This is a genomic window from Erysipelothrix anatis, from assembly GCF_009828745.1.
In the GTDB taxonomy this organism is placed as follows: domain Bacteria; phylum Bacillota_I; class Bacilli_A; order Erysipelotrichales; family Erysipelotrichaceae; genus Erysipelothrix; species Erysipelothrix anatis.
Genome location: NZ_WTSX01000005.1, coordinates 150,545 through 163,048 on the forward strand (window position 1 = coordinate 150,545; position 12,504 = coordinate 163,048).

Annotated in this window: 14 protein-coding genes; 3 read left to right on the forward strand and 11 right to left on the reverse strand. The window is 38.4% G+C overall.

Going from position 1 to position 12,504, the window contains the following annotated elements:
* Positions 1–46: 46 nt before the first annotated feature.
* The 10 genes from GVV19_RS05370 to sufC all read right to left on the reverse strand — a co-directional run bounded on the left by GVV19_RS05370 (position 47) and on the right by sufC (position 9,796).
* Positions 47–643, reverse strand: a complete 597-nt coding sequence (locus GVV19_RS05370) for a membrane lipoprotein lipid attachment site-containing protein (RefSeq protein ID WP_159646094.1) — start codon at positions 641–643, stop codon at positions 47–49.
* Positions 644–653: 10 nt separating this feature from the next.
* Positions 654–1,907, reverse strand: a complete 1,254-nt coding sequence (tyrS, locus tag GVV19_RS05375; RefSeq protein WP_159646076.1) for a tyrosine--tRNA ligase — start codon at positions 1,905–1,907, stop codon at positions 654–656.
* Between the two features lie 11 nt (positions 1,908–1,918).
* Positions 1,919–3,166, reverse strand: coding sequence for a citrate lyase holo-[acyl-carrier protein] synthase (locus tag GVV19_RS05380; RefSeq protein WP_159638832.1), 1,248 nt, complete (start codon positions 3,164–3,166; stop codon positions 1,919–1,921).
* Positions 3,167–3,391: 225 nt separating this feature from the next.
* Positions 3,392–4,549 (reverse strand): MFS transporter, encoded by a 1,158-nt coding sequence (locus tag GVV19_RS05385; RefSeq protein ID WP_159646079.1) that lies wholly within the window; start codon positions 4,547–4,549, stop codon positions 3,392–3,394.
* Positions 4,536–5,090: a 5-formyltetrahydrofolate cyclo-ligase gene (locus GVV19_RS05390; protein WP_159640151.1), complete on the reverse strand. Its 555-nt coding sequence runs from the start codon at positions 5,088–5,090 to the stop codon at positions 4,536–4,538. The genes GVV19_RS05385 and GVV19_RS05390 overlap by 14 nt, the downstream gene beginning before the upstream one ends.
* 16 nt (positions 5,091–5,106) lie before the next feature.
* Positions 5,107–6,522: a Fe-S cluster assembly protein SufB gene (gene sufB, locus GVV19_RS05395; protein ID WP_159646082.1), complete on the reverse strand. Its 1,416-nt coding sequence runs from the start codon at positions 6,520–6,522 to the stop codon at positions 5,107–5,109.
* Positions 6,515–6,955 carry a Fe-S cluster assembly sulfur transfer protein SufU gene (gene sufU / locus GVV19_RS05400; protein WP_159638840.1) on the reverse strand — a complete coding sequence of 147 codons (441 nt, stop codon included), beginning with the start codon at positions 6,953–6,955 and terminating at the stop codon, positions 6,515–6,517. Before sufU ends, sufB begins: the two co-directional genes overlap by 8 nt.
* An 8-nt stretch (positions 6,956–6,963) precedes the next feature.
* The gene (locus tag GVV19_RS05405) at positions 6,964–8,172 is read right to left on the reverse strand and encodes an aminotransferase class V-fold PLP-dependent enzyme (protein ID WP_159646085.1); all 1,209 of its coding nucleotides are present in this window, start codon (positions 8,170–8,172) and stop codon (positions 6,964–6,966) included.
* Positions 8,163–8,975, reverse strand: a complete 813-nt coding sequence (locus GVV19_RS05410; protein ID WP_236262324.1) for a SufD family Fe-S cluster assembly protein — start codon at positions 8,973–8,975, stop codon at positions 8,163–8,165. Before GVV19_RS05410 ends, GVV19_RS05405 begins: the two co-directional genes overlap by 10 nt.
* The gene (gene sufC / locus GVV19_RS05415) at positions 8,975–9,796 is read right to left on the reverse strand and encodes a Fe-S cluster assembly ATPase SufC (RefSeq protein ID WP_159638844.1); all 822 of its coding nucleotides are present in this window, start codon (positions 9,794–9,796) and stop codon (positions 8,975–8,977) included. The genes GVV19_RS05410 and sufC overlap by 1 nt, the downstream gene beginning before the upstream one ends.
* Before the next feature lie 213 nt (positions 9,797–10,009).
* Between sufC and GVV19_RS05420 the strand changes: the two genes are divergently transcribed.
* From GVV19_RS05420 to GVV19_RS05430, 3 genes are all read left to right on the forward strand, one after another.
* Complete coding sequence (locus GVV19_RS05420; protein ID WP_159638846.1) at positions 10,010–10,993, forward strand: peptidylprolyl isomerase; 984 nt, start codon at positions 10,010–10,012, stop codon at positions 10,991–10,993.
* Position 10,994: 1 nt separating this feature from the next.
* Entirely contained in the window at positions 10,995–11,846 is an 852-nt protein-coding gene (locus GVV19_RS05425; protein WP_159638848.1) for a lipoprotein, read from the forward strand.
* 80 nt (positions 11,847–11,926) lie between these two features.
* Entirely contained in the window at positions 11,927–12,325 is a 399-nt protein-coding gene (locus GVV19_RS05430; RefSeq protein ID WP_159640127.1) for an HIT family protein, read from the forward strand.
* 92 nt (positions 12,326–12,417) lie between these two features.
* Here GVV19_RS05430 and GVV19_RS05435 read toward each other — a convergent pair.
* Positions 12,418–12,504, reverse strand: an 87-nt coding sequence (locus GVV19_RS05435) for an IS3 family transposase (RefSeq protein ID WP_159638028.1), incomplete at its 5' end; no start/stop codon positions are given.

The following is a 12,504-nucleotide window of genomic DNA, read 5'->3' on the forward strand; positions in this document are numbered from 1 at the left end:
CATTATTTATAAAAAGAAACTACCTGGTGGTAGTTTCTTTCAAATGTTACGCTTCCTCGTCAGCCGGAGCATCTTCGGCAGGTGCATCCTCAGCTGGTGCATCTTCAGTTGGCGCCGTCGGTGCAACTTCTACAGGCATGACTGGGCCATCTTTATATTCGAGATTGAATTCGAGAAATTCTCGTGTTGTTTCAAGATGAGAATAATCTTTCCAACTTACAAGAATTTTTAAATTGACTGTTGATTCGGATGTTTCACCGTTAAGTTGGAATCCCCCAACAAATGTTTTTTCTGTATCTGTTTGATTTGGAATCATTGAATATTGTCCATCAAAAATTCCAGCAGATGGCATCATTGTTTCTTTATTGTAGGGCTCATTGTTTGCAACGACTACAACTTCAACTTCATACAATGCAATCCGTGGCTGATCCACAACGATTTCATAGACGTAGCCATCACCTTTTTTACCCATAGTTGCTTTAACATTGAAATATGGTGATGACGCCGCAAATTTATCTTGATCTAAGATTGCTTTCCAAGATGACTCATAGCGTTTTACTTTTTCAGCATAAAGACTCTTCTCTCCGAATGAACATCCAGTCACAAGTAATGCAAGTACTATTAATGTAAGGAACTTTTTCATCAAGGCCTCCTTAGACGCTAACGTGGTTGATTAAATGATATGTTTTCTTACCACGTCGAATGACGGTAAGTTGTTCGCCAATTGCGTTTTCTTTTGTAATGATAAACTCGGCATCGTTCACAACTTCGCCATTGACACGAATCGCACCATCTTTCACGAGTTGACGCGCTTCACGCTTACTTGGAAGAATGTTGGTATCAACGAGTAAATCAACGATTGTTTTTGCTTCCGCAACATCGAGTGAGCTACTGCCTTTAAATGCTGATCGAAGTTCTTCAACAGATAAGTTTTGGACATTACCAGAGAATAATGCTTCAGTCATTCGTAACGCCATGTCAAGACCAGCATCACCATGAACAATTTGTGTCAATTCTTTCGCAAGTTCTTTTTGAGCATGTCGTAAGTGCGGTGCTTCTTTAAATGCAACTTCAATTGCTTCAATTTCTGCAACTGATTTAAAGGATAGACGTTTGGTAAAGTCAATAATGTCTTCATCACTTGTATTAATCCAGAATTGGTAGAACTCATAGGCATCAGTACGCTCAGGGTCTAACCAAATATTTTGCCCTTCACTCTTGCCAAATTTAGTACCGTCTGACTTCATAATCAAGTGTGATGTGACACCATAAACTTCGGATTCATGTCCTTCAACACGACGAATTAACTCAGTACCACTAACCAAGTTTCCCCATTGATCAGATCCACCAATTTGTAATTGTACGCCTTCATTCTTAAAGAGATGAAGGTAATCGATCGCTTGAAGAATTGTATACGAGAATTCAGTATACGAAATACCTGTTTGAATACGTTTCGCAATCGTATCTTTTGAAAGCATTGTCGCAACACTAAAGTGTTTTCCATAATCTCTTAAAAAATCAAGCATGGATAAATCACCCAACCAATCACGATTATTTAAAATACGAACTGGATTATTATCTGAACTGACGATGCGTTCAATTTGGCTACCAATTCCTGCGATGTTACGAGCTAAATCTTCGTCAGTAAGCATTGAGCGTTCTGTCGTTGGTCGTGGATCTCCAATCATACCCGTAGCGCCACCAACAAGCGCAATTGGATGGTGTCCTTGTGCTTGGTAACGTTTTAGAAGGATGATTTGTTGGAGATGTCCAACATGCAATGAATCCGCTGTTGGGTCAAATCCACAGTATAGGGATATTGGATTTTCAAGACGTTCATTCAAAGCATCTCGGTTTGTAACGTCTTTAACAAGACCGCGCCATTCTAATTCATCTAAAAATTTCATTGTTTCCACCTTTATTTTTCTTGTGTATCAAACAACATTTTTATCTTCAGGTAATAACGTTGCATGATATCTAACATACATGTTATCACAAGTAGGGTCGTATCGTCATAGGGGTAAATGTAACTTGAACTACAGAATTTGTCCAATTCAATCCATTTATCCTCTTTATGAATCAAGTTCTTCGAAAGAAACTGAACTTTTAACAAGTTTTGGTCGCCATTATGCAAAATGATCGACTGATCATCATGACGACTCATGATATAGAGCAATGTTGATGTGATTGATTTATTCTTTTGAAGAAACGGAACGTAGTGGTTAAAGACCTCACGCATCCCGGTTTCCACAAATTCATAGCGTTTTGGATCTTCATCAAAAAAGCCATGCTGTGCAAATCCTTCACCAAATTGTTTGACCTGCTTGGTAATATCTGCATACCCTCTTGAGTTTATAAACGCAAACATAATAATGCTTGTCATAAAAACAGGATATTTATAGGTCTGTTGGTTTAAAACAGCACGTTGAATTTTTGTTTCAATGTCATGCTGATATCGGTTTATATCGGAAACATTATGACTGTTTACGTTAAAAATACGATGTGCTTCATCTTTGTAGGCCCGTACTAAATGAATAAATTTCTCAAAGTTCATTTGTTCGTTACTGCCTTTATAGTTAGGTCCATACATTCCAAACCCAAGTTCTTTGGTATATGCACTGACATATCCATAAACTAAAATATTGGAAAGGATTGTTTGCTTATCGCCTTTAACAATATAGCCTTCAACACGTTTAATATAGTTATCAATGTATTTAGGATCTACAACAATATCATTCATGAGTTCATCCAAAGCAACTTTAAAATACTCATCACGGCGTGGTGTTAGGCCAAGAGAATCTCGGGTCCACTCTTGTGTAGCATCAAAAACATCACTATCGATAGCAAAGCCTATTGGATGGTGATCTTCATAATGGACAAGGATGTCTTTCACTTTTTTGGCATCTTCATCCAGTTTAATGTAAAAAATAAGTCCTTCTTCATCAAATGTATAGGACCACGATTCCATATTAAATCTTTCCCATATTTCAAAGAAAATTGTGAACACTGCATACGATACAACGTTTCTTTGTCGGTCATTCCCTGCGAACGATCCTCCAAGGACGAGGAGTGATCCTTCTTGACCTTCAATCATGCCACGCATAATTCCATTGCGTTTCGCACGTAGCTCTCGAATTGATTCCGAAGTTAATTGAACAATATTCATATCGATCCCTCTTTCAATATCCCTATTTTACCATAAATACAATCTTTTTCTTATCAAAATATCAATTATTTTCACAAAGTTTGAAGAAAAAAGGGCTTTCGCCCTTTTCTCGATTGTTACAGTTATGAAATCTATTCCTAGGATAGAGAAATAGCCTTCTGCAAACCAATTGATTTACAGGATTATTGTATCGTTATAATTTGTAAATGTGTTGATAAGCATATGTTAAACTGTGTGATTATCTGGTTTATAAAAGAGCATTAATGTTGCTGGAATAATCATCAATAAACCAAACACAGTGAGTGCTGTTCGAATCGTTGTCATCTCAACAATTGCTGCAGCAAAAATTGGTGTAAATACGGCACTTAAACCAATGGTTATCGATATTGCAACCATCTGTCCGGTCGAACGTAAGTGTTCGGGCACTTCACGATAGACAAGATCCTTTTGCGAAATCAGTAAGAATGGATAAGACAGCATTTGCAATACGGTCATGATTAAAATGCTTGTGACACTTGGTGCCATTGCATAAAGAAAAAAACGCATAGCAGTAATTACGGATGCAAAAATCATGAGTTTCTTACCACGATATTTAATTAGGAGACGTCCCATGATAATCATCATCGGAATTTCACTGATGGCTTGCACAAACCATTTGGTCCCAACATTTGACGCATTACCACCCAAATCAAATATCAAATCGATAACAGTGATGCCGTCTGCATTGTAAACAAAGTAGGCGACAAAATAAACAACTAGTAGTAGCACATAGTTTTTATTTTGAAATAGTGCTGCAATATCTTTAAACTTGATGGGATCAGGGGATTCAGTTTTAGCCTCTTCTAGTCGAAATGACAAAAAGATGACGCACAAACTAAGCAAACCTGATAGGATACCAATACTATGGAATCCCATACTGGTTGCAAGGTACCCACCTACTAAAGATGTAAGTGCCCACCCGAGCGAACCCAGAGAACGAATGCGACCAAACTCGTGATACAACCCATCAGTCTCTAAAACCCATGTATCGTATAAGTTACTCGCAATCCGGGTAAATCCAGCCATGGTTCCAACTGCAAAAAAGTGAAACCAATAATTGGCGCCATCGAAGCTAAAGGCCATCAACCCTGTCATAAACAGAATAAAGGTAGTATAAATAAAGAATCGTTTAATGGCTCCGAATCGATCACTGAGGTAACCTACTAAAATTTGCCCCACAATCGATACCACCGCAAAATAAGACAAAATATATCCCCTTTGCGTCCCCGTATATCCAAGTTGGGTTAAGTATGGAATCATTTGTGTAAACATAATTGCATGGGATGCATACACAAGGAACATTACCACACTAAACTTAAACATTTTATTTCTATTGTTTTGCATGTATTACCTCTCTATTTGTAATGATTGCATCACACGGTATATCATGCATTTCTTCAAAGGAAACTGTTGTTTCTTGAAAGTCATATGCAAGACCAATTTTGATGAAATCAGTATCTTTTAAATATCGATCGTAATACCCCGCCCCATAACCTATACGATATCCATTTCGGTTGAATGCTACCATTGGGATTAACATCATGTCAATATCTTTTGCGTCAATGGTCACCGCTGTCGTAGGTTCGAGGATTCCAAGTTGTCCTGGTGTCAAATCTTGAAATCCTGTAACTGGGTGAAAGGTCATCGCCTTATTACTAATTTTAGGCAAGACTAACGTCAGTGTGGGATCCCACCACAGCGTTTCCATAATCGCGTATGTATCGACTTCATGGTTAAATGCGGCATATAAAGCAATAACCTTATGCCCTGACGTTCTTTCTATCACTTGGTCATGGATTGCTTTGTCCCACGGCAAGCGCGTTTCGACATCATATTTTTTTCGCTGTGCAATAATTGCGTCAGCAATGTCTCGTTTCACTGACATAGGCATGTCCTTTCTATTACCCAACAGATCCTTCCATCTCCATCTTCATCAATTGATTTAATTCGACGGCATATTCCATTGGTAATTCACGTGTAAATGGTTCTAAGAAACCAAGAATAATGGTTTCGGACGCTTGTTCTTCGCTAAGTCCACGACTCATCAAGTAGAAGAGTTCTTCTTCAGAGATTTTGGAAACGCGTGCTTCATGTTCGATGATTGAAGCATTGGTCTCTACAATATTTACAGGCATCGTATCACTCATCGATAGTTGATCCAAAATGAGTGTGTCGCACTCGATTTTCGTTTTAGCATTTATAGCGTTTTTATCGTGATGGACAATTCCTCGATAGTTTACAGTCCCACCATTACGTGAAACAGACTTTGAGATAATGGTACTTTGCGTATTGGGTGCTTTATGTATCATTTTAGCGCCTGCATCTTGCCATTGATTTTTACTTGCGACAGCAATCGAAATCGTCATTCCCTTCGCAGCATTACCTGCAAGAATGCAAGATGGGTACTTCATTGTCTTGTAAGCACCAATGTTTCCGTCAATCCACTCCATCACCCCGTGAGCATCAACTGTTGCACGTTTGGTTACGAGATTGTAGACATTGGTTGACCAGTTTTGAATGGTCGTATAGCGACATTTTGCATTTTCATGCACAAAAATTTCAACGACAGCAGCATGCATTGAATCTTTCGAATAGATTGGCGCTGTACATCCTTCAACATAATGAACATCCGCACCCTCATCAACAATGATGAGCGTTCGTTCAAATTGCCCCATTGATTCAGCATTAATTCTAAAATAGGATTGCAATGGTTTATCCAACACAACACCTTTTGGAATATAGATAAAGGAGCCTCCAGACCACACCGCAGTGTTGAGCGCTGCAAACTTATTATCATTGTAGGGTACGAGTTTATTAAAGTATTTTTGAACAATTTCTGGATAATCCCGTAGTCCTGTATCCATATCAAAAAACAGGACCCCTTTTGCTTCAACTTCCTGAAGCATATTGGCGTAGACCACTTCTGAGTCGTATTGAGTCGCAACACCTGACAAGTATTTCGCTTCAGCTTCTGGAATTCCAAGACGATCAAACGTGTTCCGAATAGTTTCTGGAACATCTTCCCATAACGTTTCAGCACGATCGCTTGGTCGTAGGTAATAAATATAGTCTTCAAAATCAATGGCCGATAAGTCAGCCCCCCACGTTGGCATGGGTTGCGCTTTAAAGTGCTCGTATGCTTTAAGACGCAGGTCTAGCATCCAATCTGGTTCTTGTTTAATTCGAGAAATTTCACGCACGACATCTTCATTAAGCCCTTTATCAAATTGTACTACAGCTTCGACGTTATCATGAAATCCGTATTCGTACGTTTCGCTGGGTAAACGATCTCGATCGCTAATTTTTTCTTCACTCATCTTGATCCCTACTTTCTTCAATTAATTCCGTAATGCCACGCCATCCTAATGTAGCACAATGAATACGGTTGGCTTGACGTCCAACATTTTTAAATGCATTCGCTTCTTGCAAGACATCGTGGTCATACGTATCGAGGTGTAGCATTTTATTGTATTCAGCAATAATTGCGGTTGCTTCTTCAATCGTTTTATTTTTAAGTAATTCTGTCATGATTGAAGCTGCCGATGTTGCAATCGTACATGCTTGACCTTCAAACGCAACATCCACAATCTTTCCATGTTCAATCTTGGCTTGAATCAAAAGATCATCAATACATGAGTCAGTACTCATTTGAATACTTGGATAGTCTGACTCCATGCGTTTATTTCGTGGATTTTCATAATGGTCCATGATAATTTGTCTTAAAAATTGTGGGTTATCAAAATAATCCATATACCCTCCTATAAATATAAATCGATTGTTTTTTCAATCGTAATTGTTTCGACTGCTTCAATGAAACGGTCCACATCATTTTCGTTATTGTAGAAATAAAGTGACATTCGGACACTTTTCTCTGCTTTTAAAGCACCATTTAACATTTTGGCGCAATGTTCGCCAGAACGAACCGATATTTTCAAACTATTGAGGTATGCCGCAACATCTTGAGCAAATATTCCTTTCACGGAAAATGAGATAATCGCATTATCAGCTTGTGGATTATATACCGTTACATGATCCATACCAAGTAAAGCATTTAAGGCTTTCGTGTGGAGTGGTTTAATCGTATTATGAATCGTTTCAAATCCAACGCTTTGAAGATAATCAATAGCGCTCCCAAAGCCAATGACACCTTCAATATTTGGTGTTCCCGATTCGAATTTTGCAGGTGCTTTTTTGAGAACAACATCACCGCATGCACTATAACGCACATTGTTGCCGCCACCAGTATTTAGTGGTTCCATAATTTCAAAAATTTCCGGCTTCGCATATAAAACACCCACACCAGTTGGGCCGAGCATTTTATGGGCACTGAAAGCAAAAAAATCAACATCAAGATCACTCACATTAACGGCTGTATGACCGACTGATTGCGCGCCATCCACACAAATAAGTGCACCAAATTCGTGAGCAATTGTTGCGAATGCCTTGATATCATTCTCATAGCCTAATACATTCGAAATATGTGCAATAGAAACAAGTTTGACACGGTCATGCATTGCTTGACGCAGCGCATTCGTTGAAATTTTTCCATCATGATCCAATTTAATGAATTCAACTTCAATCCCGAGTGTTTCGCTTAATGCGAACCAAGGGAGTGTATTTGAGGCATGTTCGGCTTCGTTAAGGAGCACAACATCCCCCTTCTTAAGATGGTGTAGCCCATACCCATGAGCCACCAAATTCAAACTTTCACTTGCACCGGAAGTAAAGACAATGTTCTTTGGTTCCGTATGAATAAATGCTGCGACTTTTTTTCGAGTTAACTCGTATAAATTACTGGTTTCCAGTGATTCATTATAATCCCCACGATGAATGTTGGATGATAAGCGTTCATAGTAATCGACAACTGCATCAATTACTACCTGGGGCTTCAAATTTGTTGCTGCATTATCAAGGTAAGCAACACCAGGGTGATGTTTATAAAAGGGGAAATCATCTCTTATTGCCATTGGTTATTCACCTTCTCTGTAATTTCTTGTGTTAATTGTTCTTTAATTGCAGGATCATCAATGCCATCAACAATCGGCATCAAATAGCCCGTTATAATCAGTTTCAAAGCATCAAGACGCGATAAACCACGTGATTGCAGGTAATAGATATGTTCTTCATTCGGTTGACCCACTGATGCTGCATGAGATGCTGCAACGTCATTCTCGTCAATTAGAAGCATCGGATAAACTACACCGTGAACCGTCTCACCTAAATTCATGATACGACTCATTTGGTGGGTCTCTGATCCACCATTACCTTTAGCAATAGACCCAATAACTTCTAAGTGAAGTTTTGCTTCATCTAAAACGATCGCATTGCAGGTTACCATTGCATAACTCTTCTTCGCTTGATGATCTGCTTTAATCGTCCATTTGAGATTATTGAAACTGATAATAGCCCCTCTAAAATCGACATGACTCCCTGCACCGATATATTCAATGTGTGTTTTTTTATGATGATTTCCAAGGGACATTTCACCATAGTTTGCGACAAGATGAGCGCGCTCATTTAAAATAAGGTGTTCATCAACAACTAATGCTTCGTTACTTTGATTGATCCATAGGTATTTCCAATTGGAAGATTCTTGGGCATCAAGAGTAAATTCTAAGTTCCCTGCACCACTCACAACAAGGTAAACACTACCTTCTGTTTGGGCAGGAATGGTTAAGCTCACATTCATGGAATCGTGAACATGTATATGAACTTCATTAAAACCTGCTTCAAGGCTTACGTTTTGTGATGTTTCAATTACGATTGCCATTATTTGTTACCTTGGATTCGATCTTTGATAACACACGATTCTAATGCAATTCGTTGCTTATGTTCTTTTTCTGTTTCCGCTGGTTTTGCTTCAATCCAGTCATAACCTTCACGGTCAATTTTTGTAACGAGTGTTTCATCTGAACTTAAGACAATTTGACCGTCCATCATGATATGGGTATGCGTGGGTTTAATCAATTCAAAGAATCGCTCATAGTGGCTGACAATAATCAGTCCCATTTGCCGTTTATCTTGTTCTTCTTTTAAGACTTCTGCAACGAGTCCAAGTGCATCAATGTCCAAACCTGAATCGATTTCATCAAGCATTGTAAAACGGGGTTGCAACATCATCATTTGTAGAATTTCATTGCGTTTCTTTTCGCCACCTGAAAAGCCTTCATTTAAGAAACGGTGTGCTAGGTCTTCTTTCATGCGAAGACGTTTTACACTGGACTCCATTCCCTTTACGAATTCAAACAATCCGATTGGTGTTTCACGACGTGCGTTTAGCGCTGATTTCAAAAAATCAGAGTTTGTAACACCTGATACTTCTTGGGGATACTGCATCCCTAAAAAGAGTCCTAATTTACTTCGTTCATCCACTTCAAGCTCCAAAACATCTTCTCCATCAAATGTAATTGAACCTTCCGTTACTTCATAGCGGGGATGTCCCATTATTGCAGAGAGTAACGTTGATTTACCATTTCCATTAGGCCCCATGATTGCATGAATTTCACCTTCGTTGACAACCAAGTTTACTCCCTTTAAGATTTGTTTTCCTTCAATTTCAACATGAAGGTTTTCAATACGTAATTGTGCCATGATAATTCCTCGCTTCTTTATACTTTTATCATTATATCACAGTGGTACAATTCTTAAACGCACCAACGCAATTCTCTTGTTAATAATTAATTAAAAAATACATGCTTTTTCACACGAAGTTCATTCACTTGTGAGACACTCATTACATTGCCGTGTTTTATTGCAATGGGGTTGTAAATAACCTATAATGAGAAAGTTAAAAGGAGGATTATAATGATTGACAATTTAAAAAAATATTGGTTTGTCGTCGTTATCTGTTTAGTACTAGTTGCCGGAATTGGCTTCTATGCAAAACAGCAAATAGGTACTGTTTTACGCGGTAAGACAGTCGAGGGGAAACAAGTCGTCTCCGAAATCGCTGGCGTTAATTATTTTGCCGAAGACTATAACAAAGATCTTAAAGAGCGATATGGTTTGACTCAAACATATGCACTTTTCGAACGTTCCGTTTTATCTTCAATTGAAACGACACCAGAAATTGCTAAGAAATCGAAAGAAATTGCAGAAACAGCAAAAGCTGGAACTGCACAGCAACAAGGTCAAGCAGGAATGCAACAACTTGAAAGCTATGTCATTTCATTGGGCTACAAAGGGCTTGATGAGTTAAACATTGTTTATGAAGACATGGCAAAACGCGATCAAATTATCTTAGATTACGTGAATGCGAATAAAGAAACATATTTAGATCCTTATGTTGAAGCAAGCTCACCACGCATGGTTAGCCACATCTTGATCAAAATGACCGATTCAAAAAATCCAACAGCAGAGGAACAAGCGAAGATTGATAAAGTTAACGCACAACTTGCTGAAGGAAAACCATTTAACGAAGTAGCGATGGCCCTATCCGATGATACTGCATCCGCACAACGTGGTGGTAGCATTGGATTTACAGATAAATCCTCACAATTAGTACCAGAATTTTTAGCAGCTGCACTTGCAACTGAAGCAGGACAAACATCAGAATGGACCGCTTCACAATATGGAATGCACTTAATTAAAGTTGATTCAACAAATCCCGAAGACTTTGTAAGTAATGATGAAGAAAAAGCAAAATACATCGCATCACTTACAGCTTCAAACAAACAAATTGTTTACAATGCAATTTGGGATAAAGCAAAAGACTTAGATATTAAATTTACTGATGACGCCGTCAAGAAAGAATTACTCACATTAATGGGTATCGAGGAAGGACAATAATATGAAAAAAATTACAGCATTATTAGTCGCTCTTCTTGTTCTTGCAGGATGTTCTGATGCACGCGTGAAGCCAGCATCAAATGACACAATTTTTACAGTTGGTAACCAAACTGTGACAGAAACACAATTGTTTGAAGTTATGAAACGTCAAGACAACGGTGCTACTGTTATTCAAAACGCAGAGCAATCTGTAACCAAAGACATTAACGACCCTTCAATTGAAGAAGCTGCTCAAGCACAACTTGCTGAAGCAAAATCAATTCTTGGTGATCAGTTCCCACTCTTGTTAGAACAATTAAACATGGGTTCAGAACAAGATTATCTCGATAAAGTCGTTTATCCAACACTGAAAATGGAATTCTTAGTCAAACAAACTATCGAAGCAGATTTCGACGCTCTTGTAAAAGAGTATCAACCACGCAAAGCAAATATACTTCAAACTCAAACCGTTGACCAAGCAAACGAAGCGTTAACACGTATTCAAGCAGGTGAAAAAATGGAAGATGTTGCTAAGGATGTTGCTATGGCAAATTCCCAGTACACTGGAAAATCAGCAATTTACAACCTTAAAGGAACACAGTTCCCATCACCAATTTCACAATTCATGAACCAACAACAAGCTCCTGGCTTAAGTGGTGCATTAAAAGATGAAACAAATGGTACAGCGTACATTGTTGAAATCGTTGAAACCGATGCAAACAAATTTAAAGATGATCTTTTAAACCAATGGAAAAAAGATCAAGCACTTACAAAAACATACCGTGCTAAAGTCTTTAGCGATAATAACTTCAAAGTTTATGACAAAGATATTCTTGATGCAATCACTGCATCCTATCCAGGTTACCTCGCTTAAGCATCCAAAAACACACCATCCGGTGTGTTTTTTTTACCATCAAATCAGACTGTGCTATACTTAATCAAAAGGAGACGATTATGACACTATTCCAAAAAATTATTGACCGCGAGATTCCTGCATACATCATTTACGAGGATGAATTTACACTTGCATTTCTCGATATAACACAAGCAACCCCTGGACATACTCTTGTTATCCCTAAAACGCCTACAACCTCGTTTATGAGCGCCGATACCAAAACCCTTGCCCATGTTCAATCAGCAGCACAAATCGTTGCTAAACGGCTTCAAGAGCGTCTCAATGTACAAGATTTCAATATCATCAGTAATTCCGGTCCACTTGCAGGACAAACTGTCTTTCATTATCATGTGCACATTATTCCACGCTACAGTGACAAAGACCTGATCATTGAACACGGATCGCATGCAGATGCCATTGAATCTATCTACCAAAAAATTAGTACAAACCCTAAATAACGGCACACTCAGTGACGCTATTCTTTACACAGAAAAACCACCCATTAAGGTAGGAACTGACCTAGTTCCTTGGGACTCAAGAAAAAACCAAGTTAGGATGAAGCCAACCGATAATTAACGGGAGACTGATATCCTAGCTTTTCTTGTATTCGATTTTCATTGTAATATTTTAAATAGTC

Excerpts from the sequence above, each read along its gene's own strand:
- GVV19_RS05370 (WP_159646094.1), bottom strand. The coding sequence starts at position 643 with ATGAAAAAGTTCCTTACATTAATAGTACTTGCATTACTTGTGACTGGA.
- tyrS (WP_159646076.1), bottom strand. The coding sequence starts at position 1,907 with ATGAAATTTTTAGATGAATTAGAATGGCGCGGTCTTGTTAAAGACGTT.
- GVV19_RS05380 (WP_159638832.1), bottom strand. The coding sequence starts at position 3,166 with ATGAATATTGTTCAATTAACTTCGGAATCAATTCGAGAGCTACGTGCG.
- GVV19_RS05385 (WP_159646079.1), bottom strand. The coding sequence starts at position 4,549 with ATGCAAAACAATAGAAATAAAATGTTTAAGTTTAGTGTGGTAATGTTC.
- GVV19_RS05390 (WP_159640151.1), bottom strand. The coding sequence starts at position 5,090 with ATGTCAGTGAAACGAGACATTGCTGACGCAATTATTGCACAGCGAAAA.
- sufB (WP_159646082.1), bottom strand. The coding sequence starts at position 6,522 with ATGAGTGAAGAAAAAATTAGCGATCGAGATCGTTTACCCAGCGAAACG.
- sufU (WP_159638840.1), bottom strand. The coding sequence starts at position 6,955 with ATGGATTATTTTGATAACCCACAATTTTTAAGACAAATTATCATGGAC.
- GVV19_RS05405 (WP_159646085.1), bottom strand. The coding sequence starts at position 8,172 with ATGGCAATAAGAGATGATTTCCCCTTTTATAAACATCACCCTGGTGTT.
- GVV19_RS05410 (WP_236262324.1), bottom strand. The coding sequence starts at position 8,975 with ATGGCAATCGTAATTGAAACATCACAAAACGTAAGCCTTGAAGCAGGT.
- sufC (WP_159638844.1), bottom strand. The coding sequence starts at position 9,796 with ATGGCACAATTACGTATTGAAAACCTTCATGTTGAAATTGAAGGAAAA.
- GVV19_RS05420 (WP_159638846.1), top strand. The coding sequence starts at position 10,010 with ATGATTGACAATTTAAAAAAATATTGGTTTGTCGTCGTTATCTGTTTA.
- GVV19_RS05425 (WP_159638848.1), top strand. The coding sequence starts at position 10,995 with ATGAAAAAAATTACAGCATTATTAGTCGCTCTTCTTGTTCTTGCAGGA.
- GVV19_RS05430 (WP_159640127.1), top strand. The coding sequence starts at position 11,927 with ATGACACTATTCCAAAAAATTATTGACCGCGAGATTCCTGCATACATC.